Source organism: Nocardioides eburneus (genome assembly GCF_040838215.1).
Taxonomy (GTDB): Bacteria; Actinomycetota; Actinomycetes; order Propionibacteriales; family Nocardioidaceae; genus Nocardioides; species Nocardioides eburneus.
On record NZ_JBFPJR010000016.1, the window covers coordinates 1 to 20773 of the forward strand.

General features: G+C 70.9%; 18 protein-coding genes. 10 read left to right on the forward strand and 8 right to left on the reverse strand.

Translation table 11 applies throughout. From position 1 onward, the window contains the following. Window positions 1-34 precede the first annotated feature (34 nt). The 3 genes from AB3X52_RS10665 to AB3X52_RS10675 form a co-directional block, all read right to left on the reverse strand. Window positions 35-2188, reverse strand: coding sequence for an MMPL family transporter (locus AB3X52_RS10665; protein ID WP_367994048.1), 2154 nt, complete (start codon window positions 2186-2188; stop codon window positions 35-37). 122 nt (window positions 2189-2310) lie between these two features. Beyond that, window positions 2311-3321: an adenosine deaminase gene (locus AB3X52_RS10670; protein WP_367994049.1), complete on the reverse strand. Its 1011-nt coding sequence runs from the start codon at window positions 3319-3321 to the stop codon at window positions 2311-2313. A 34-nt stretch (window positions 3322-3355) separates the two neighbouring features. Next, on the reverse strand, window positions 3356-4534 hold the full coding sequence (locus AB3X52_RS10675; RefSeq protein WP_367994050.1) for a class I SAM-dependent methyltransferase: 1179 nt from the start codon (window positions 4532-4534) through the stop codon (window positions 3356-3358). Between the two features lie 276 nt (window positions 4535-4810). On the opposite strand from AB3X52_RS10675, the gene groES reads away from it, so the two are divergent. The 5 genes from groES to AB3X52_RS10700 all read left to right on the forward strand — a co-directional run bounded on the left by groES (window position 4811) and on the right by AB3X52_RS10700 (window position 9816). Further along, window positions 4811-5104, forward strand: a complete 294-nt coding sequence (groES, locus tag AB3X52_RS10680; RefSeq protein ID WP_367994051.1) for a co-chaperone GroES — start codon at window positions 4811-4813, stop codon at window positions 5102-5104. A gap of 77 nt (window positions 5105-5181) precedes the next feature. Next, the gene (gene groL, locus AB3X52_RS10685) at window positions 5182-6804 is read left to right on the forward strand and encodes a chaperonin GroEL (protein ID WP_367994052.1); all 1623 of its coding nucleotides are present in this window, start codon (window positions 5182-5184) and stop codon (window positions 6802-6804) included. A 189-nt stretch (window positions 6805-6993) separates the two neighbouring features. Next, complete coding sequence (locus AB3X52_RS10690) at window positions 6994-7998, forward strand: amino acid ABC transporter permease (RefSeq protein WP_367994053.1); 1005 nt, start codon at window positions 6994-6996, stop codon at window positions 7996-7998. Further along, window positions 7995-8780 carry an amino acid ABC transporter ATP-binding protein gene (locus AB3X52_RS10695; RefSeq protein ID WP_367994054.1) on the forward strand — a complete coding sequence of 262 codons (786 nt, stop codon included), beginning with the start codon at window positions 7995-7997 and terminating at the stop codon, window positions 8778-8780. The genes AB3X52_RS10690 and AB3X52_RS10695 overlap by 4 nt, the downstream gene beginning before the upstream one ends. Before the next feature lie 58 nt (window positions 8781-8838). Further along, window positions 8839-9816 (forward strand): ABC transporter substrate-binding protein, encoded by a 978-nt coding sequence (locus AB3X52_RS10700; RefSeq protein ID WP_367994055.1) that lies wholly within the window; start codon window positions 8839-8841, stop codon window positions 9814-9816. On the opposite strand, the gene AB3X52_RS10705 is transcribed toward AB3X52_RS10700, so the two are convergent. From AB3X52_RS10705 to AB3X52_RS10715, 3 genes are read right to left on the reverse strand one after another with little or no spacing between them, the layout of a single operon-like run. Next, window positions 9813-10928, reverse strand: coding sequence for an LLM class flavin-dependent oxidoreductase (locus AB3X52_RS10705; protein WP_367994056.1), 1116 nt, complete (start codon window positions 10926-10928; stop codon window positions 9813-9815). The two genes, AB3X52_RS10700 and AB3X52_RS10705, sit on opposite strands and share 4 nt — an antisense overlap. Continuing rightward, window positions 10925-12322: an NtaA/DmoA family FMN-dependent monooxygenase gene (locus AB3X52_RS10710; RefSeq protein WP_367994057.1), complete on the reverse strand. Its 1398-nt coding sequence runs from the start codon at window positions 12320-12322 to the stop codon at window positions 10925-10927. Before AB3X52_RS10710 ends, AB3X52_RS10705 begins: the two co-directional genes overlap by 4 nt. 7 nt (window positions 12323-12329) lie before the next feature. Beyond that, window positions 12330-13616 (reverse strand): LLM class flavin-dependent oxidoreductase, encoded by a 1287-nt coding sequence (locus AB3X52_RS10715; RefSeq protein ID WP_367994058.1) that lies wholly within the window; start codon window positions 13614-13616, stop codon window positions 12330-12332. Window positions 13617-13650: 34 nt separating this feature from the next. Here AB3X52_RS10715 and AB3X52_RS10720 point away from each other — a divergent pair, with 34 nt between their 5' ends. From AB3X52_RS10720 to AB3X52_RS10735, 4 genes are all read left to right on the forward strand, one after another. Next, a complete protein-coding gene (locus AB3X52_RS10720; protein WP_367994059.1) occupies window positions 13651-14820 on the forward strand; it encodes an LLM class flavin-dependent oxidoreductase in 1170 nt (389 codons plus the stop codon). A gap of 44 nt (window positions 14821-14864) precedes the next feature. Then, entirely contained in the window at window positions 14865-15770 is a 906-nt protein-coding gene (locus AB3X52_RS10725) for a GNAT family N-acetyltransferase (protein WP_367994060.1), read from the forward strand. 83 nt (window positions 15771-15853) lie between these two features. After that, entirely contained in the window at window positions 15854-17362 is a 1509-nt protein-coding gene (gene guaB, locus AB3X52_RS10730; protein WP_367994061.1) for an IMP dehydrogenase, read from the forward strand. Window positions 17363-17560: 198 nt separating this feature from the next. Continuing rightward, window positions 17561-18286, forward strand: coding sequence for a hypothetical protein (locus tag AB3X52_RS10735; RefSeq protein WP_367994062.1), 726 nt, complete (start codon window positions 17561-17563; stop codon window positions 18284-18286). Between the two features lie 4 nt (window positions 18287-18290). Here the strand turns inward: AB3X52_RS10735 and AB3X52_RS10740 are convergent, their stop codons facing one another. Then, window positions 18291-18827 (reverse strand): hypothetical protein, encoded by a 537-nt coding sequence (locus tag AB3X52_RS10740; RefSeq protein WP_367994063.1) that lies wholly within the window; start codon window positions 18825-18827, stop codon window positions 18291-18293. A 39-nt stretch (window positions 18828-18866) separates the two neighbouring features. On the opposite strand from AB3X52_RS10740, the gene AB3X52_RS10745 reads away from it, so the two are divergent. Beyond that, a complete protein-coding gene (locus AB3X52_RS10745) occupies window positions 18867-19973 on the forward strand; it encodes a GuaB3 family IMP dehydrogenase-related protein (protein ID WP_367994064.1) in 1107 nt (368 codons plus the stop codon). Between the two features lie 187 nt (window positions 19974-20160). On the opposite strand, the gene AB3X52_RS10750 is transcribed toward AB3X52_RS10745, so the two are convergent. Next, window positions 20161-20742, reverse strand: coding sequence for a TetR/AcrR family transcriptional regulator (locus AB3X52_RS10750; protein WP_367994065.1), 582 nt, complete (start codon window positions 20740-20742; stop codon window positions 20161-20163). Window positions 20743-20773 lie beyond the last annotated feature (31 nt).

A 20773-nucleotide genomic window follows, 5' to 3' on the forward strand; every position in this document is an offset into this window, starting at 1 on the left:
CCCCCCCCCCCCCCCCCCCCCCGGCGGGGGAGGCTCAGACCCGGGTGAGCTCCCGCTCCTCGTCCTTCTTCTCGTCCCCGTGACCCGGCCACCACGCGGCGTGGCCGATGAGCGCGGTGAGGGCCGGGGTGAAGAACATCGCCATCACGAAAGCGGCGACGACGATGCCGAAGGCGATCGCGAAGCCCATCGTGGTGAGCAGCGAGTTCCCGGCCAGCATGAGCGAGGCGAAGGTGCCGGCGAGGATGACGCCGGCGGCCGCGATGGTGGGGCCGGCGTGCTTGACCGCCTGGGCGGCGGCGTCGCGCGGCGACCTGCCCTCGCGGGCCTCCTCGCGCAGGCGCGACACCATCAGGATGTTGTAGTCCGTCCCGAGCGCGACGACGAAGAGATAGATGTAGATCGGCAGCAGGAAGATCAGGCCCTGGTCGCCGCGGGCGTGCTGGAAGACCAGCACGGTCGCGCCCAGGGTCGCGCCGAAGCCGAGGCCGACCGACACCATGAGGTACCACGGCGCCACGAGCGAGCGCAGCAGCAGCCCGAGGATGATCATGATGATCACCGCGGCGACGGGGAAGACCACGGCGTAGTCGCGGTTCATCGCGGACTGGAAGTCGACGAAGACCGAGGTGAGACCGCCGACGTACGCCTGCGTGCCATCCGGTGCCGCCTCGTGGACGGCAGGTCGCAGGTCGTCCTTGACCGCGTGGATCGCGGCGTCGGAGGACGGATCGGCGTCGAGGACCGCGATGACGATCGCCGTGCTCGGGTCGGTCGGTGAGATGGTGGCGAGGCTCTTCTTCGCGCCGGGGACGACGGCGCCGACGCCCGGGGTCTTCGCGACGGCCGCACCGAACGCGTTGGCCGCGGCCTGGTCGATCGGCTTGCCGTCGGTCGAGCGCAGCACGATCGGGGTCGGCTGCGTGGCGCCGGCGGTGAAGCCGCCGTCCTCGAGCTTCTGCGTCGCCACCGACGACTCCATCGAGGTGTCCTCGCTGCTGGAGCCGAGGTCGAAGGTCGGATTGAACCCGCCCCACAGGAAGCAGAAGAGGGTGAGGATCACGAGTACGCCGCCGGAGGCTGCCGCGGTGCGGCCCGGTCGGCGGCCGAGCTGCTGGCCGACCCAGGCGAAGCGGCTCGCCGTCGGCTCCTGGCGCCACTTCTTCGACGGCCAGAACAGGGCGCGGCCGAGGACGGTGACGACGGCGGGGACCAGCGTGAGGGCGGCCACCAGGGTGACGGCGACCGCGATCGCCAGCGACGGGCCGATCGAGCGGAAGATGCCGAGCGAGGAGAGCACGAGGGTCAGGAAGGCGACGAAGACGGCGCCGCCGGCCGACGCGATGGCCTCGCCGGCGCGCTCGAGCGCATGGGCGACCGCGGCGCGGTGCTCCTCGCCCTCGCGCATCCGCTCGCGATAGCGGAAGAGGAAGAAGAGGATGTAGTCGGTCCCGATCCCGAACAGCACCACGATGAGGATGACGCTCGTCGAGTCGTCGGTCTTGAGGTGGAAGATCTTGGCCGCCCAGTCGATGAGGCCGTTGGCGATGGTCGAGACCAGGCCGACGAGCACGATCGGCATGAGGGCGATCAGGACGCTGCGGAAGATGATCGCGAGCAGCACGATGATGAGCAGGAACGTCGCCGCGCCGACGATCGCCTCGGCGTTCTTCCCCGACTGGGACTGGTCATAGCTCTGTGGCAGCGTCCCGGTGGTGAGCGCCTCGAGGCCGGTGCCGTCGGTGAGCTTCTTGAGCTGATCGCGCTGGTCGGTGACCTGATCGAAGTCCTTCTGCGACTGGCCGGTCACCCCGTCGGCGAGGTCGATGTTGACGATGGCGACCTGCTTGGTCGGTGAGACCTGCACGCCCTCCGCCCGGGTGAAGTCGGAGCCGAGCTTCAGCCCCTTCATCACCTGGTCGATCTTCGCGATGTCGGCGGTGCCGAGCGCCTTGCCGTCCGTCCGGTCGAAGACGACGGTCGCTCCCGTGTCCTGCTGCTGCGGGAACGCCTTCTCCGTGAGCTGCGCGGCCTTGATCGACTCATAGTGCTTCGGCAGGAAGTCCGACTGGTCGGTGGTCGCGTGGATCGTGGGCGCCGAGACGACCACGATCACCGCGAAGACGATCCAGGCGGCGATGACATACCAGGGATGGCGGGCGACGAAACGGCCCAGAGCACCGAACATGCCGCCCAAGTTATCCGCGCCGGGTGAACGTGCTCGCGGGGATACGTCAGCAAGCCGGCACGACAAATGTCACAAGCGGGGGCGCGGTCCGGCGTACGACGCCAGGTCGCTGCCCGCGCGGGTCATCGGTCCGGGCAGCGGGTGGCGAGCCAGTCGTCGACCTCGGCGAGGAGCGCGCGCCGCCGGTCAGCCGGCAGGAAGCTCGCGACGACCGCGTTGCGGGCCAGGTCGGCCAACTGGTGGTCACTGAGCCCGAAGGTGTCGGCGACGGCCAGGAGGTTGTCGTCGGCATACCCGCCGAAGTAGGCCGGGTCGTCGGAGTTGATCGTGACGAGCGCGCCCGTGTCGAGCAGCGCCGGCAGCGGATGGTCGGCCAGGGTCTCGACACCCTTGAGCCGGACGTTGGAGAGGGGGCACACGGTCAGAGGCACCCGCTCGGCGACCAGCCGCGCCATCAGGGCCGGGTCCTGCAGCGCGCGTACGCCGTGGTCGATCCGCTCCGCGCCGAGCAGGTCGAGCGCCTCGGCGACGCACTCCGGACCGCCCTCCTCGCCGGCGTGGGCGACGCGGTGCAGTCCGAGCTCCTTCGCCCGGGCGAAGACGTCGACGAACTTCGCGGGCGGGTTGCCGACCTCGGTGGAGTCCAGGCCGATGCCGACGATCGGGGCGTCGAGCGCGACGAGCTGCTCCAGCACCTCGCACGCCTCCTCGGCGGGACGGTCGCGGAGGAAGCAGGCGATGAGGGTGCTGGTGATCCCGGCGTCCTCGCCACGGCGGAGCCCCTCGGCGAGACCGGTGACGACCTCCGCCAGCGCGACGCCGCGGACCAGGTGGGCCTGCGGGTCGAAGAAGATCTCCGCATGGCGTACGCCGCCGGCGGCCGCTCGGCGCAGGTAGGTCTCCGCGAGCAGGGTGAAGTCGGCAGCCGTCCGCAGCACCGCCATGTTGTCGTAGTAGAGGTCGAGGAAGCTCTGCAGGTCGGTGAAGTCGTAGCGCGCCCGCAGTTCCTCCACGCCGGCGTAGGGGAGCGTCACGCCGTTGCGCTCCGCCAGGGCGACGATCAGCTCGGGCTCGAGGGTGCCTTCGATGTGGAGGTGGAGCTCGACGGTCGGAGGGGTCTCGAGAACAGGCATGGGCCCCACCCTAGGTGCCGCCGGCCGCGCGCCGTCAGGAGGCAGCGGTGAGCGGCTCGACGCGCAGACAGGTGCCCTCGCCGGCGACCCGGGTGAGCACGATCGTCGCCTCCTCCGGGCCTTGGAGGCCGAGTCGCCTGCGGAGCGTCTCGGGCGTGATCGCCACGCCGCGCTTCTTGATCGTGAGCCGGCCGACGCGGCGCTCGCGGAGTGCGGCGCGCAGCTGCTTCTCCCGGTAGGGCAGCTCCTCGATCACGCGGTAGCCCTTCGCGAACGGCGTGGTGTACGCCGCGTCACTGGTCACGTAGGCGATGTGCTCGTCCAGCAGGCCGCCCTGCACGCCTGCGGCCACCGCGGTGACGAGGCCGGCCCGGATGACCGCGCCGTCGGGTTCGTAGAGGAACGCGCCCAGCGGCTGCACGGCGGCCCCGGGGTCGTCCTCCGACGTCAGGGTGGCGAGGCCGCCCTCGCCGATGACCGTGGCCCGCCGGTCCGTCGTGGCGAGCATCCCGGACCACAGCGCCGCCTCCTTGACGTCGCCGTGGTCGCTCACCCACTCCGCCTCGACGCCGGCGGGGACCAGCTCGTGGGGGATGCCGGGCGCGACCTTGACGCACGAGTCCCGGCGCAGCAGCGTCTCGACGAAGGACCACGAGGGCGTCCAGCCCTCCGCGTCGAACAGTCGTCCTCGGGCGCCCCGGCGGGCCGGGTCGGCGAACGCGACCGCGAAGGGGGAGTGGTCCACCTCGGTCGCGTCGGCGACCTGCACGGCCCCCGGGAGATCGAGCGCCGCCAGGTTGGCGCGCGCGACGGCGACCCGGACCGGGTCCAGGTCGACGCCCGCCGCCGTGATGCCGGTCCGCGCGGTGGCGACCAGGTCGCCGCCGATCCCGCAGCCGAGGTCGATGACGCTCGCCGCGCCGAACGCGGCCAGCCGGGCGGCGCGGTGCTCGGCCACCGCCCGGCGGGTCGCCTGCTCCAGGCCGTCCGGGGTGAAGTACATCCGCGCCGCGTCGTCGCCGAGCTTCGCCCGCCCCTTGTCGCGGAGCTCGACCTGGGTCAGCGCCGCGGCGACGTACGCCGGCGCCGCGGTCCGGCGCAGGGCGGTCTGCACCGCCAGCGACGCGCCACCGGTCGCGGTGAGCTTGGTCGCTCGGGTCAGCAGCGCCTGCCCCTCGTCGGTGAGCAGCCACTCGAACGCCTCCAGATCCACCCCTCGATCGTCCCAGGTCCGGCCGCCGGCGAGCCGGCGACCCGGGCCGGACTTCCGTAGGACGGCTCGTTCGACCGACTACCCTGGCACTCCGTCGAGGTGAGTGCTAACGTCTGGCTTGGCACTCTCACCTTGAGTGTGCCAACAGCTTGCGAGCCGGGTGCGACCCCCGCGACGGCGTACGAGGCAACGCGCAGGCGACACGTGCATGCACCGCATGCACAACCCAATCACCCGCAAGTGTGACCCTGTTGATTGAAAGGGGAGGTCGACACCATGTCGATCAACATCAAGCCTCTCGAGGACCGGATCGTCGTCAAGGCGGTCGAGGCCGAGCAGACCACCGCCTCGGGTCTGGTCATCCCGGACACCGCCAAGGAGAAGCCGCAGGAGGGTGAGGTCCTGGCGATCGGCCCGGGCCGCATCGACGACAACGGCAACCGCGTCCCGCTCGACGTCGCTGTCGGTGACAAGGTCATCTACAGCAAGTACGGCGGCACCGAGGTCAAGTACGCCGGCGAGGAGTACCTCATCCTCTCCGCGCGCGACATCCTCGCGGTTATTGCCTGATTTCCGAGTCGTGAGTGTCAGCGAGGGCCCCGGGCCGCGCTGACACTCACGACTCGATCCGTTTCGAAGGAGAAACAATGCCGAAGATCCTGGAGTTCGACGAGAACGCCCGCCGTGCCCTCGAGCGCGGTGTCGACGCGCTCGCCAACGCCGTCAAGGTGACGCTGGGCCCGAAGGGTCGCTACGTCGTCCTCGACAAGAAGTGGGGCGCCCCGACCATCACGAACGACGGTGTGACCGTCGCGCGTGAGGTCGAGCTGGACGACCCGTTCGAGAACCTCGGTGCGCAGCTGACCAAGGAGGTTGCCACCAAGACCAACGACATCGCCGGTGACGGGACGACGACCGCGACGGTCCTCGCCCAGGCGATGGTCCACGAGGGTCTGCGCGCGGTCGCCGCCGGCGCGAACCCGATGGGCCTCAAGCGCGGCATGGACCAGGCCGCGGCCGCCGTCGGCGACGCGCTGCGCGCCGCCGCCCGCGACGTCGACAGCAAGGAGGACATGGCTGCGGTCGCGACCATCTCCTCCCGCGACAGCCACATCGGCGAGCTGCTCGCCGAGGCCTTCGACAAGGTCGGCAAGGACGGTGTCATCACCGTCGAGGAGTCCAACACCACGGGCACCGAGCTCGAGTTCACCGAGGGGATGCAGTTCGACAAGGGCTACATCTCGCAGTACTTCGTGACCGACCCGGAGCGCATGGAGGCCGTCCTCGACGACCCCTACATCCTGCTCCACCAGGGCAAGATCTCCTCGATCCAGGAGCTGCTGCCCCTGCTCGAGAACGTCATCCAGGCCGGCAAGCCGCTCTTCATCCTCGCCGAGGACGTCGACGGCGAGGCCCTTTCGACCCTGGTCGTCAACAAGATCCGCGGCACGTTCAACGCCGTCGCGGTGAAGAGCCCCGCGTTCGGTGACCGCCGCAAGGCGATCATGCAGGACATCGCGCTCCTCACCGGCGGTCAGGTCGTGGCGCCCGAGGTCGGCCTCAAGCTCGACCAGGTCGGCCTCGAGGTGCTGGGCTCGGCCCGCCGCGTCGTGATCACCAAGGACAACACGACCATCGTCGACGGTGGCGGCGACGCCGCGGCGGTCGAGGGTCGGGTCAAGGAGATCAAGGCCGAGATCGAGAACACCGACTCCGACTGGGACCGCGAGAAGCTCCAGGAGCGCCTCGCCAAGCTCGCCGGCGGCGTCTGCGTGATCAAGGTCGGCGCCCACACCGAGGTGGAGCTGAAGGAGAAGAAGCACCGCATCGAGGACGCCGTCTCCGCGACGCGTGCCGCGATCGAGGAGGGCATCGTCCCCGGCGGTGGCTCCGCGCTGATCCACGCTGTCTCCGTCCTGGAGAAGGACCTCGGTCTCGAGGGCGACGAGGCCGTCGGCGTACGCATCGTGCGCAAGTCGGCCGACGAGCCGCTGCGCTGGATCGCCGAGAACGGTGGCGAGAACGGCTACGTCATCACCACCAAGGTCCGCGACCTGGGTGCGGGACAGGGCTACAACGCCGCCACTGGTGAGTACGGCGACCTGGTCGCCCAGGGCGTCCTCGACCCGGTCAAGGTCACCCGCTCCGCGCTGGTCAACGCCACCTCGATCGCGGGCATGCTGCTCACGACCGAGACCCTGGTCGTCGACAAGCCCGAGGAGGAGGAGCCCGCGGCCGCTGCCGGTCACGGTCACGGTCACGGTCACTGATCGACCGCCTTTCCGCATCGAGTCGGCGTCCATGGACGCCGACTCGATGTCATTTCTCCCGCGAGTCGGCGTCCCTGGACGCCGGCTCGCAGGCATTTCACGCCGGATCCCTGCCCGGTCTTCCCGTGTCCCCTCTCTCTGCGTCTATGATGTCTACTGACTTAGTAGAGAAATAAGGGGAGGTGGCCGGTGACAGCCGACGTGGAAGCCCAGGTGGCGCAGGACGCCACGGCCGGGGACGTCCCCGGTGTGCCATTGGTCCACCGTGCGGGTGACGCGGAGCTGCTCGCGGCTCGACTCGTGCCGCGACGCAAGCCCGGCCAGTGGATCTCGGCGGCGATCGTCCTGGTCGTCGTCGCGCTGGTGATCCGCAGCCTCGTCACCAACCCGCGCTACCAGTGGGACGTGGTGCGCCACTTCTTTCTGCGGCCCTCGATCCTGGAGGGTCTGCTGCTGACCCTGTGGCTGACCGCTGCCGTGCTGGTCGTGAGCTACGTGATCGGGATCGGGCTGGCGGTCATGCGGCTCTCCGGCAACCCCGTCCTCAAGACGGTCAGCTTCGTCTACGTGTGGCTCTTCCGGTCCGTGCCGCCGCTCGTGCAGCTGCTGTTCTGGTTCGAGCTCGCCTCGCTCTACCCGAGGCTGAGCCTCGGCATCCCGGGGGTCAAGACCTTCGCCACGGTCGACACCGCCCACCTCTTCACCGCGCTGCTCGCCGCCTTCGTCGGCCTCACCTTCGACATGGCCGCGTTCTCCTCCGAGATCGTGCGCGGCGGGCTCCTCTCCGTGGAGCCCGGGCAGACCGAGGCCGCCAAGGCGCTGGGGCTCGGCAAGGGGCGGATCTTCCGGCGGATCGTGCTCCCGCAGGCGATGCCCGCGATCATCCCCGCCTCAGGCAACCTGCTCATCGGCCTGCTCAAGGCCACCTCGATCGTGTCGGTGATCGCCGTCCACGACCTGCTCCAGTCGGTCAAGCTGATCTACGCGCAGAACTACCTGATCATCCCGCTGCTGCTGGTCGCGACGATCTGGTACATCGTCCTGACGACGATCCTCTCGATCGGGCAGTACTTCGTGGAGCGGCACTACGCGAGGGGCAAGGGCGGGTCGTCCGGCCGCGGGTTCTGGCAGGTCGCCCGTGGCAACGTGCCGCTCTTCGGTCGCACGCGTCAGGACCTGGCGGGCATCGCATGAGCCTCGCCCCGGCGGCCCCTCCCGACGCCCCGCTCGTCCGCATCCGTGGGCTGCAGAAGCGGTTCGGGTTCCACACCGTCCTCGACGGCATCGACCTCGACGTACGCCGGGGCGAGGTCACCGTCCTGCTCGGTCCCTCCGGCTCCGGCAAGTCCACCCTGCTGCGCTGCATCAACCACCTGGAGAAGCCCGATGCGGGCTTCACCGAGGTCGGCGGCGAGATCATCGGCTACCGCAGGGACAATCGGCGCCTTCGCGAGCTGCCCGACCGCGAGGTGACCCGTCAGCGGTCCCGGATCGGGATGGTCTTCCAGCAGTTCAACCTGTTCCCACACAGGACCGCACTGGAGAACATCCTGGAGGGCCAGCTCGCCGCGGGCGTCCCGCGGAAGGAGGCGGCCGCCCGGGGCAGCGAGCTGCTCGAGCGGGTCGGGCTGGGTGGGCGCGAGTCGTCCTACCCCCGGCAGATGTCGGGTGGCCAGCAGCAGCGGGTCGCCATCGCGCGGGCTCTCGCCGTACGCCCCGAGCTGATGCTCTTCGACGAGCCGACCAGCGCCCTCGACCCGGAGATGGTCGGCGAGGTGCTCGCGGTCATGAAGGACCTCGCCGAGACCGGCATGACGATGATCGTCGTCACCCACGAGATCGGCTTCGCCCGCGAGGTCGCCGACCAGGTCGTCTTCCTCGACGACGGCCGGATCGTCGAGTCCGGCGCGCCCGCCGACGTGCTCACCGCTCCGCGCCACGACCGGGCGCGGGCGTTCCTCTCCGCCGTCCTCTGACCCGGTGGCTCCCGGTCCGCTCCATCAAGCCCCTCGGGCAAGACTGAAAGGAACCCCGTTGAAGAACACAACCCGGCCCTGGCGCACGCGCACGGCCGCACTCGGGATCGCCGTCACGGCGGTCCTCGCGCTCGCCGGTTGCGGCGGCGCGTCCGACACCCTGAGCGCCGCCGACAAGAAGGTCGGGTCCCAGACGTCCGCCTCCGCCGAGGCGGTCCCGACCCAGGACGTCGTCTCCGGGATCCAGGAGGACCCGAAGCTGCACGACCGCCTCCCCGCCGCCATCAGGAGCGGCGGCGTGCTCTCGCTCGGCACGACCGAGGCGACCGGGGAGTCGAGCCTGCCGCACGGCGGCACCGACGCCGCGGGCGACCAGATCGGTCTCGACGTCGACGTGCGCGAGGCGGTCGCGAAGCTGCTGGGCGTGAAGTGGAAGACGGAGTTCGGCAGCTTCGAGACGATCGTGCCGGGCACCCAGAGCGGGAAGTACGACGTCGGCCAGGCCAACTTCGCGGTCACCACCGAGCGGCTCGCGGTCGTCGACTTCGCGACGTACCTCAAGGACGGGCAGTCGTTCGTCACGACCGCGGACAGCGACCTCGACTCGGTCAAGACGCTGACCGACATCTGCGGCCACACCGTGTCCACGACCCCGGGATCGAGCTTCCAGCAGATCCTCGAGGCTGGCGCCGGGGAGTGCAAGAAGGCGGGCAAGCAGCCCTACAAGGTGCAGTACTTCGACGACAACGCGGCGATCCTGCTCGGCCTCCAGAACGGCAAGACCGACCTGTACTTCGGACCCACGCTGAGCCTGAAGTACCTCGTCGACCACCAGCCGAACCTGAAGTACCTCGGCGAGCTCAGCCTCACCGACGTGGGCTTCGTCGTCGCCAAGGGCTCCCCGCTCGCGCCGATCCTGGTCGACGCCGTCAACGAGCTCATCAAGAACGGCGACTACGGCAGGATCTTCGACAAGTGGGGCGTCTCGGACATCCAGATCGACAAGTCCGAGCTCAACCCGAAGCCCGCCTTCTAGCCGCGCCGGGTCCACTCCTCGGCGAGCAGCTCGTAGGAGTGGACCCGGTCGGCGTGGTCGTGAGTGATCGTCGTGACGACGAGCTCGTTGGCGCCGGTGGCCCGCTGCAGGACCTCCAGCTCGTCGGCGACCTGCGCGGGAGTGCCGACGAGCTGGGTGTCGACGCGGTCCTGCACGATCTCGCGGTCGGCGTCGGTCCACGTCCAGCGGCGCGCCTCCTCCGGCGTCGGGAAGGGGATCGCGCCCTCCGCCGTACGGATGCTGCGGACCCAGAGTCCGTAGCCGGTCGCGAGCTCGCGGGCCGTGGCCTCGTCGTCGGCGACGACGACGTCGGCCGAGACGGAGACGTACGGCGCGGGCAGGTCCGCCGAGGGCTCGAACGCGGCCCGGTAGGCACCGACCGCGTCGAGGACCGTGGCGGGGCTGACGTGGTAGTTGGAGGCGAACCGCAGGCCGCGTCGGCCCGCGACCTCGGCGCTCTCGCCGCCGCTGCTGCCGAGGACCCAGACCTGCAGGTCGGCGCCCTCGCCGGGGACCACGTGGGCCTCCTCGCCTTCGGCGGACTTGTAGGTGCCCGCGAGCAGTGCGAGTACGTCGTCGACCTGCTCCGCGTAGGGCTGCGGCTCGGCGCCCGGGAGGCTGAGGAGGGCCTTCTGCAGCGCGAACCGCGGCGAGCCGAGCAGGCCGGCGGGGGAGAAGCGGGGCGGGATGAGCAGGCCCTCCGGCGTACGCCCCACGAACGGATCTCCCGCGGGCGCGCCCGACGGCGGCTTGCCGCCCGAACGACCCAGGCCGAGGTCGAGGCGGCCCGGGTGGAGCGCGTCGAGCAGGCCGAACTCCTCGACGGTCGCGAGGGCGGTGCGGTGGCCCATCTGCACGGCGCCCGAGCCGACCCGGATCGTCGAGGTGGCGGCCGCGAGCAGGCCGAGCACGACCGCGGGCGAGGTGCCCGCGACGCCGGGGTTGAGGTGGTGCTCGGCGACCCAGTAGCGGGCGTAGCCGAGCGACTCGGTGTGCCGGGCGAGGTCGACGCTGTTGCGGAGCGCGTCAGTGGCCGTCGAGCCGGACGAGACCGGGACCAGGTCGAGGACGGAGAGCGGCGGCCGGCTCACGACGCCGCCTCGGTCCGGCCGGCGAGGTTGGAGGCCGCGGCGGGCCGAGGCGCGGCGAGACCGAGGTTGTCGCGCAACGTCGAGCCGTCGTACTCCGTCCGGAAGACCCCGCGCTCCTGCAGGATCGGCACGACCCGGTCGACGAACGGCGCCAGGCCGCCGGGCGTGAAGTGGGGGACGAGGATGTAGCCGTCGGCGGCGTCCGCCTGGACGAACCGGTCGATCGTGTCGGCGACGGTCTCGGGCGAGCCGACGAAGTTCTGCCGGCCGGTGACCTCGACGATGACCTCGCGGGTCGAGAGGCCCTTCTCGGCGGCGATCGCGCGCCAGCGCTCGGCCTGCTCGAGCCGGTCGCCGTGGCTGCGGGCGCTGGCCCGGCCCTTGGCGATGAGGTCGTCGCTCTCGACCGGGTCGACGGTCGGCAACGGACCGTCGGGATCGTGGTCGGAGAAATCGCGGTTCCAGAGCTGCTCGAGGAACTTGATGGCGGTCGCGGGCGACACCTGCGCGAGGCGCACCTCGCGCGCCAGTTCGGCGGCCTCCGCGTCGGTGTCGCCGAGGACGAACGTCGCCGAGGGGAGGATGAGGAGGTCCTCGCGGCGGCGGCCGTGCTGGGCGAGCCGGCCCTTCACGTCGGCGTAGAACGCCCGGCCCTCCTCCAGCTTGCTGTGCCGGGAGAAGATCGCGTCGGCGCTCGACGCCGCGAACTCGCGGCCCGCGTCGGAGTCGCCGGCCTGGAAGATCACCGGGCGGCCCTGCGGGCTCCGAGGCACGTTGAACTGGCCCTCGATGTCGAACTGGCTGTCGTGGTGCTCGAACCGTCCCGGGTCGGGGGTCGCGAGGAACCGGCCCGACTCCTTGTCGGCGAGGATCTCGTCGCCCTGCCAGGTGTCCCAGAGCTCGGTGGCGGTCTGCAGGAACGTCCTCGCGCGCTCGTAGCGCTGGTCCTGCGGGAGGTAGCCCGCGCGCCGGAAGTTCTCGCCGGTGAAGGCGTCCCAGCTGGTGACGACGTTCCAGGCCGCGCGGCCCCCGGAGAGGTGGTCGAGCGACGCGAACTGGCGGGCCACCTCGTAGGGCTCGTTGAACGTCGAGTTGATCGTCCCGGTCAGCCCGAGGTGGTCGGTCACCGCCGCGAGCGCGGCGAGGATCGTGAACGTGTCGGGCCGGCCGACGACGTCGAGGTCGTAGATCCGGCCCGCCTGCTCGCGCAGCCGGAGCCCCTCGGCGAGGAACATGAAGTCGAACCTCCCGCGCTCGGCGATCTGCGCGAACTCCACGAACGAGGAGAACTCGATGTGGCTGCCCGACGCGGGATCGCTCCACACGGTCGTGTTGTTCACCCCGGGGAAGTGTGCGGCGAGGTGGATCTGCTTCTGCTGTCTCTGCGTGCTCATGACGACCTCAGACGGTGGCGTAGCGGTTGGCGGGACGGGGCAGACCGAGGAGACCGCGCAGGGTGTCGGCCTCGTAGCGGTCGTGGAAGAGACCGCGGCGGCGCAGCTCCGGCACCAGCTCGCGGGTGATGCGCCTCAGGTCGTCCGGGAGTACGGCGGGGCGCAGCCGGAAGCCGCTCAGACCGGCGGCGTGCCACTCGGCGAGGAGGTCGGCCAGGCCGGCGGGCGTACCTGCGAAGACGAGGGCGTCCGAGGCGAGGCCGGCGAAGTCCGGGCCCGCGGCGTCGTCGAGCCGCGCGAGCCGGTCCAGGGCCGCCTGCTCGCTGTCGTCGAGGACGACCAGGACGTCGCCGAAGACGTGCACCGTCTCCGCGCTCCTGCCGGCGGCCTCCTGGGCGGCGCGGATCTCGTCGAGGATCGGCCCGATGCCGGCCGTGTCGGCCGGGGTGACGAACCCGAGGTCGGCCGCGCGGCCGACGAGCTCGAAGGGCACCGACTGGTGGGCGAGGGCGGCGACCACCGGCTGACCCTGGGGCGGCCGCGGCGTGATCGAGGGCCCCTTCACCGAGAACCAGCGGCCCTCGAAGTCGATGTAGTGCAGCTTGTCGCGGTCGATGAAGCGGCCGGTCGCGACGTCGCGGATCTCGGCGTCGTCCTCCCAGCTGTCCCACAGCCGGCGCAGCACCTCCACGTAGTCCGCCGCCTCGTCGAAGCTGTCGCGGAGCAGCTGCTGCCCGGCGGGGGTCGCGAGGCCGTCGTACGCCAGCTGGGGGAACTCGCGCCGCCCGAGGAGCGCCGCATCCCGGCGTCGTGGCGCCACCTGCACGCGTACGCCGGCGCGGCCGGTGCTCACGTAGTCGAGTGTCGCGATCGCCTTGCTGAGGTGGAACGGCTCGGTGTGGGTCACGACCGCCGTCGGGATGAGGCCGATTTGGCGCGTGAGCGGGGCGATCCGGGAGGCGACGAGGACGGCGTCGAGGCGGCCGCGGACCCGGTCGGTGCGGCCGTCGGCGACCTGCCCGCTCTGCCCGGTGTGCGCGCTCCGCGCGAGGGGGTCCTCGGTCTGCAGCGAGAGGCTGTCCTCGATCGTGACGAGGTCGACCAGGCCGGCCTCGGCCTCGGCGACCAGGTCCGCCCAGTAGCCCGGGGTCAGGAGCTCCGCCGGCCGGGCGTCGGGCTCCCGCCAGGAGGCCGGGTGCCAGCCGGTCCCGTCGAGCGCGACGGCGAGCCGGAGGCGTGGGTGACGTGGGGGAGGACCGGAGAGCCGGTCGGAGGACGGCGACGGAGCGGTCATGGCAATAAAACTATCAAGTCACTAGATTTAATCCATGAAGTTCCAGGTCCTCGACATCGTCCCCCACCTCACGAACCCGGTCACGGGCCGCGCGATCAGCCCGGATGAGCGGCTCTCGCAGACACTGACCGCCGCGCGCTACGCCGAGGAGCTCGGTTTCGACGCGGTGGCGCTCGGCGAGCGGCACGCCGGTGCGTTCCTCTCCAGCGGCGTGACCGTGCTGCTCGGGGCGGTCGCCGCGACGACCAGCCGGGTCCGCATCGGGACCGGCGTCACGGTGCTCTCGATCCTCGACCCGCTCCGGGTGGCGGAGGACTACGCCACCGTCGACCAGCTCTCCCGCGGTCGGCTCGAGATCGTGATCGGCAAGGGCAACGAACTGCGGCAGTTGCCGATGTTCGGGATCAAGGAGGGCGAGCAGTGGGACGCTCTCGCCGAGAAGTATGCGCTGCTGCGTCGGCTCTGGCGCGAGCAGGACGTCACCTGGGAGGGGAGATTCCGGCCGCCGCTGCAGGAGGTCACGAGCCTGCCCCGCCCGTACGCCGGCGCGCCGCGCGTCTGGCACGGCTCAGCGACCACCCGCACCTCGGCGAGCCTCGCGGCGAAGCATGGTGATCCGCTGTTCAGCGCCAACGCGATCCAGCCGCGCGACAACTACGCGGTCCTCATCGACCACTATCGCCGCGAGTACGCGGAGCAGGGTCACGACCCGCGGTTCGCGTACGTCGGCGCCGGCGCGGGGTTCCTCTACCTCGCCGACACGACGCAGGAGGCGAAGCAGGCCTTCGGGCCGACGTACGAGCAGATGGTCGCCCATCATCTCAGGCCCGGGAACCACACACCGGGCAATGAGATGACCTTCCGCGATATCGACAGCGCCGTCGCCGCGGGGCCAGTGCTGGTCGGCAGCCCGCAGCAGATCGCGGAGAAGATCCTGTGGTGGCACGAGGCGTTCGGTCACGACCTGCAGTCGTTCAGCCTGCCGACCATGATCCCCCACGAGCAGCAGCTCCACATGCTCGAGCGGCTCGCGGCCGAGGTCCTGCCGGTGGTCCGCCGGGCCGCTCCGACGACGTTATGGTCCGACGAGGACCCGTACGGCGCCCGCCCGGCCGTGCACGGGCGCACCGTCGCCGACGCGGCCGCCGAGATCGAGAAGACCCGGACGCTGACGCCCGTTCGCGCGCCCGACCCACACGCGTAACCGGCCGTAACCGGGCTGCAACAGGGCGCGCGCAGACTGTCGCCATGCTGTGGAGAGTGCGTACGACGCTGCCCGACCGTCCGGGCGCGCTGGCGGTCCTCGCGCAGCGCTGCGGCGCGGCCGGGGTCAACATCCTCGCCCTCCAGATCTTCCCCGGCCTCGAGCGGGTCACCGACGAGGTCGTCCTGCGCACGCCTCCGGGCTGGGGCGAGCAGGAGATCGTCGCGCTGCTGGAGTCGTCGGGTGGTGCCGGCGTCGTCGTACAACCGTGCACGGAGGCGGCGCTGACCGACCAGCCGACCCGCTACGTCCGCGCCGCGCGGACCATCCTGGAGCGGCCGATGGCCTTCCCCGAGGTCGTCGCCCGGCTCTTCGACGCCGAGGAGGAGCCGTCCGATCCGAGCGTCGTGCACGACACGCTCGAGATGGTCGTCGGGGACGTGCAGGTCCAGGTCCACCGGCGTGCGCCGTTCACCGATACCGAGCGCGCCCGTGGCGCCGCGCTGGCGGACGTCGTCGACGACGTCCTGCGGCGGAGCCGGGAGTCCGTCGCCCTCGGCGCCCGGCCGCCCGTGCGCCGCCTCGGCGGCGGTACGGCGCCGGAGTACGTCGTCGACGGTGACACCGTCACCGCCGTGCTCGACGGGGTCGCCGTCGGTCTGGCGCAGCTCCGGCCCGCGATGACCGAGGGCGACGCGGAGGTGCGGCCCGTCGTCGTCCGCGTCGACCCGCCCTGGCAGCGTCGCGGCATCGGGACCAGGCTCCTCGTCGACGCGGCCCGGCTCGCCCACGCCCTGGGGGCCGCCGAGGTGCTGCTCACCGCCAGAGCGGACAACCAGGCGATCCTCCCGATGGTGATGGCGACCGGGATGCGCGGCCGCATCCGGATGGCGGCCGACGAGCTCACCGTCCGCATCCCCGTCCGTGACCTCCGGCCGCTGACGAGCTGAGCGTCGTACGCCGTGGGCGAACGCACATCCATCGGCCGCTCGACGTTTCGGAGATGTCCGTGGGGGCGCCGTAACATCTAGTCATGGAGATCGCTGACGTACCTGCGAAGTTCGCCACCCTCGGCCTCACCTATGACGACGTGCTCCTCCTGCCCGGCTATTCGGACCTGGCGCCGTCTGACATCGACACCACCAGCCGGCTGACGCGCGAGATCTCCCTCAAGGTGCCGCTGGTCTCGGCCGCGATGGACACCGTGACCGAGTCGCGGATGGCGATCGCGATGGCCCGACAGGGCGGCATCGGCGTGCTCCACCGCAACCTCTCCATCGAGGATCAGGCCTATCAGGTCGACCTGGTCAAGCGGACTCAGACCGGGATCATCTCCAACCCGGTCACGATCGGCCCTGACGCAACGCTCGAGCAGCTCGACCGGCTCGCTGGCGAGTACCGCATCTCAGGGTTCCCGGTCGTCGACGCCGACAACAGGTTGATCGGCATGATCACCAACCGCGATCTGCGGTTCACGCCCGTCGCCGAGTGGGCCACCACCAAGGTCGACGAGGTGATGACCCCGATGCCGCTGATCACCGGCGACGCCGGCATCAGCCGTGAGGATGCCACCGCGCTGCTGCGTCAGCACAAGCGCGAGCGGCTGCCGCTGGTCGACGAGCAGGGCCGCCTCGCCGGGCTCATCACCGTCAAGGACTTCGTCAAGGGCGAGCAGTTCCCGAACGCCTCCTACGACGCCGACGGCCGTCTTCTGGTCGGCGCGGCGATCGGCTACTTCGGCGACGCCTGGCTGCGGGCCACGACGCTCATCGAGGCCGGAGTCGACGTGCTGGTCGCTGACACCGCGCACGGCAACGTGCAGATGCTCATCGACATGGTCAAGAAGCTCAAGAGCGACCCGGCCACCAAGCACGTCCAGGTCATCGGTGGCAACGTCGCCACCAAGGAGGGCGCCCAGTCCTTCGTCGACGCCGGCGCGGACGCGGTCAAGGTCGGGGTGGGCCCCGGCTCGATCTGCACCACCCGCGTCGTCACCGGCGTCGGCGTCCCACAGATCAGCGCGGTCTACGAGGCTGCGCTGGCCTGCCGGCCCGCCGGCGTACCCGTGATCGCCGACGGCGGCCTCCGCTACTCGGGTGAGATCGGCAAGGCGATCGTCGCCGGTGCCGACACCGTCATGCTCGGCTCGATGCTGGCCGGGACGGCAGAGGCGCCGGGTGACCTGCTCCTCATCAATGGCAAGCAGTTCAAGGCATACCGCGGCATGGGCTCCATGGGCGCCATGTCCTCGCGCGGCAAGAAGTCCTATTCCAAGGACCGCTACTTCCAGGCCGAGGTCACCAGCGACGACATGATCGTTCCCGAGGGCGTCGAGGGCCAGGTGCCTTACAAGGGCTCGCTGGCGACCGTCGCCCACCAGCTCGTCGGTGGCCTGCACCAGACCATGTTCTACGTCGGTGCGCGCACGGCGACCGAGCTGCAGGAGAAGGGCAAGTTCATGCGGATCACCTCGGCCTCGCTGAAGGAGAGCCACCCGCACGACATCCAGGTCACCGTCGAGGCGCCGAACTACCACAGCTGACGCACGACGCATCGAAGCACCACGAACGGCCCGGCTCCCGCCGGGCCGTTCGTCGCTCCGTTCGTTGTTTCGTCTGCCACCACCGCGGGTATGCGTCGGCGGTGAGCTCGGTGGTGCCAGGAGCTGTCGCTCTCCGGCCTGGCGCTGGCCGGTTCGGCACAGGTCTACGAGGACAACGACGCCGACGCCAACGCTCGGATGGACCAGGTCTGGCCGGGGGTGGGGAAGCCGCCGCCGCTGGATGACGAGGCGAGCGGAGGCAAGGTGGAGGATCCCGCGGGGCCGCTCGACGAGGTGCCCGAGTCGGAGGTGATGATCCCGGATCCGGTGCACTGGATCATGGACCAGGCGGGGTGGCTCTCCATCGGCAACGACGTGCTCAAGGTGGCCAGCATCTTCGGCCTCGACCCTGCCGCGCTGCTGACCAAGTCCATCGCCGGCGACTACTCGATGGTCGCGCGGGGAGGGCACGCCGCGGACGCGGTGGCCGAGTTCGAGCGTGAGCACCGGCCGGACCGCGCCCGGCGACCCTGGGCTGCCCGACGCGGCCACCGCCGCGGAGATGGAATCGCCCGAGGTCGACTACTCGGCGATCTCAGCAGTGGCCGGCAACGACCCGGTAACGACCCGGTCCTGGTCCGGCGGCTGCGGGCGGACATCGCGGTGATCGCCCGACGTACCGACGACCCGGGCCTGCGTGACCTGTGCCTGTCCGTGCTGCGTGGCACGCAGAGCGTCCGGCGGGTCTTCGAGCATCCCCCCTTCGCCCGGCTGACGCGGACGAGCGTCGACAACCTCCAGGCCGGCATCGACCGGCTCGATGAGGAGGAGCGGGCGGACCTGCTCGCCGGCATCGGCGTGGATGCGTTGCCGGAGGAGAGGCAGTTCGCGCTGATGGAGGGCCGGCCGTTGCCGGAGGAGTGAGCCGCTACGCGGCGGTGAAGAACACGCGGGTCCCCGCCGGGGCCTCGGCCAGGTCGTCGGCGTTGACGTCGATCCGCGCGCCGCACTCGGTGGCCCGGTGGCGGAGGTCCTGCACGAAGGTGGGGTACCCGACCAGGAAGTAGATCCGGAACGGGCGCTTCCCGGTGGCGGCGACCCAGACCACCAGGCGATGGCGATCGGCGCGCCGGCCCGTCCGCTCGTGATGCACCGCTGTCAGGTCCGACAGCCGCACCCGGACCTGGGTGAAGCGGCTCAGCACGACCAGCTCGTCGTCGGTCACGACGACACGGCGTCGCAGCTCGCTCCACAGTCCCAGCGCGGCGGCGATGGCGATCAGCGGCAGGATCACGATGCCGGCGGTGGCGCCGGAGGCGATCGCCGGGATCGTCAGCAGCAGGCAGAAGAAGGCGAGTACGACGAGTCCGACGACGATCCTGATGCGGAACGCCTCTCTCGGCTTGTACACGACCGGCGCCGAGGGGAGGCCGGCGGCCCGCGGGGTGTTCATCTCCCTGTGCACCCGCACGAGTATGGCATCGGCCTCATCTAGACTTCCCCGGTGACCGAGATCGAGATCGGACGGGCCAAGCGGGCGCGACGCGCCTATTCCTTCGACGACGTGGCGATCGTGCCGAGCCGCCGTACGCGTGACCCCGAAGAGGTCAGCACGGACTGGCAGATCGACGCCTACCGCTTCGACATCCCGGTCCTGGCGGCCCCGATGGACTCGGTGATGTCGCCCGCGACGGCGATCAAGCTGGGTCAGCTCGGCGGTCTCGGCGTCCTCAACCTCGAGGGCCTGTGGACCAGGTACGACGACCCCGAGCCGCTGCTCGAGGAGGTCGCCGGCCTGCGCGGGGTCGAGGGGACCAAGCGGCTGCAGGAGATCTACACCGAGCCGATCAAGGCGGAGCTCATCGCCGAGCGGCTGCGCGAGGTCCGAGAGTCGGGGGTGACCGTCGCCGGGGCGCTGAGCCCGCAGCGGACCAACGAGTTCGCGAAGACGGTGGTCGACGCGGGCGTGGACATGTTCGTCATCCGGGGCACCACCGTGTCCGCCGAGCATGTCTCCTCGCAGGCCGAGCCGCTCAACCTCAAGGAGTTCATCTATGAGCTCGACGTCCCCGTCATCGTCGGCGGCTGCGCCACCTATCAGGCGGCGCTCCACCTGATGCGCACCGGCGCCGCGGGCGTCCTCGTCGGCTTCGGCGGCGGTGCCGCCCACACGACCCGCACCGTCCTCGGCGTGGCGGTGCCGATGGCCTCCGCCGTCGCGGACGTCGCCGCGGCCCGCCGGGACTACCTCGACGAGTCCGGCGGACGCTACGTCCACGTCATCGCCGACGGTGGCGTCGGCCGGTCCGGCGACATCGCGAAGGCGATCGCCTGCGGCGCCGACGCGGTCATGGTCGGCTCGCCGTTCGCGCGCGCGAGCGACGCGCCCGGCCGTGGCTTCCACTGGGGCGCCGAGGCCCACCACGCCGAGTTGCCGCGCGGCCAGCGGGTGGAGTTCGAGGCCGTCGGCACCTTCGAGGAGATCCTCTTCGGCCCCTCCCACGTCGCCGACGGCACGATGAACCTCGTCGGCGCCCTCAAGCGCGCCATGGCCACCACCGGCTACACCGAGCTCAAGGAGTTCCAGCGCATCGAGGTCGTCGTCGGCTGAGCCCGGCCGAGTGGCCGGTTGTAGCCCGTCGAGTTGCGCGTTGTGGTCGGTCGAGTTGTCGGTTGTGCCCGGTCGAGCTGCGGGTTGTGGTCGCTGGCGTCGTACAAACCCACGACTCGACCCTTCCAAACCCACGACTCGGCCCGTCCAAACCGACGACTCGACCCGTCCAAACCGACGACTCGACTCAACGTGGGGCGGCGCCGACGATCCGCAGGGCCATGTCGGCGTACCCGTCGGCGACGTCCTCGGGTGACCAGCGTCCGCCGTCGTCGTACCAGCGCGCGATGTCGATGCCGAGCGAGAGCAGCGCGGTGGCGGCCATCCGCGGACAGGGGACGTCGAAATCACCGGCGGCGGCCCCGGCCTCGACGACCCCGCGGACGAGCCGGTCGATCTCGTGCCGGAGCGCCAAGATCTCGGCGAGGTGCTCGGGACTGAGCGCCGCGAGCTCGTAGTTCACCACCCGCGCATGGGTGTGGCCGCGCGCGTGGTGCACGGCGAAGTCGTGCACGAGGGCGCGTAGTTGCTCGGTGGGGGAGTCGTGGCGCGCGATCGCGTCGCGCACCAGGCGCAGCGTCGCCTCGTGCCCCTGCAGGGACAGCTCGTGGAGGAGCTCCTCCTTGGAGCGGTGGTGCACGTAGAGCGCGGCCGGGCTCATGCCGGCCGTGGTCGCGATGTCGCGCGTCGTCGTGCCGTGGAAGCCCCGCTCGGCGAAGGCTGCGACCGCGGCCTCGCGTAGCCGGCTTCGCGAGCTGTCCGTCGCCATGCCCTTCCCTCCTCGCCCTCGCCGTCCTACA

What these genes read in the sequence shown, in the direction of transcription:
- AB3X52_RS10665 (WP_367994048.1), bottom strand. Translation starts at nt 2,188, where the DNA reads ATGTTCGGTGCTCTGGGCCGTTTCGTCGCCCGCCATCCCTGGTATGTC.
- AB3X52_RS10670 (WP_367994049.1), bottom strand. Translation starts at nt 3,321, where the DNA reads ATGCCTGTTCTCGAGACCCCTCCGACCGTCGAGCTCCACCTCCACATC.
- groES (WP_367994051.1), top strand. Translation starts at nt 4,811, where the DNA reads ATGTCGATCAACATCAAGCCTCTCGAGGACCGGATCGTCGTCAAGGCG.
- groL (WP_367994052.1), top strand. Translation starts at nt 5,182, where the DNA reads ATGCCGAAGATCCTGGAGTTCGACGAGAACGCCCGCCGTGCCCTCGAG.
- AB3X52_RS10695 (WP_367994054.1), top strand. Translation starts at nt 7,995, where the DNA reads ATGAGCCTCGCCCCGGCGGCCCCTCCCGACGCCCCGCTCGTCCGCATC.
- AB3X52_RS10710 (WP_367994057.1), bottom strand. Translation starts at nt 12,322, where the DNA reads ATGAGCACGCAGAGACAGCAGAAGCAGATCCACCTCGCCGCACACTTC.
- AB3X52_RS10715 (WP_367994058.1), bottom strand. Translation starts at nt 13,616, where the DNA reads ATGACCGCTCCGTCGCCGTCCTCCGACCGGCTCTCCGGTCCTCCCCCA.
- AB3X52_RS10720 (WP_367994059.1), top strand. Translation starts at nt 13,651, where the DNA reads ATGAAGTTCCAGGTCCTCGACATCGTCCCCCACCTCACGAACCCGGTC.
- AB3X52_RS10725 (WP_367994060.1), top strand. Translation starts at nt 14,865, where the DNA reads ATGCTGTGGAGAGTGCGTACGACGCTGCCCGACCGTCCGGGCGCGCTG.
- guaB (WP_367994061.1), top strand. Translation starts at nt 15,854, where the DNA reads ATGGAGATCGCTGACGTACCTGCGAAGTTCGCCACCCTCGGCCTCACC.
- AB3X52_RS10735 (WP_367994062.1), top strand. Translation starts at nt 17,561, where the DNA reads ATGGACCAGGTCTGGCCGGGGGTGGGGAAGCCGCCGCCGCTGGATGAC.
- AB3X52_RS10750 (WP_367994065.1), bottom strand. Translation starts at nt 20,742, where the DNA reads ATGGCGACGGACAGCTCGCGAAGCCGGCTACGCGAGGCCGCGGTCGCA.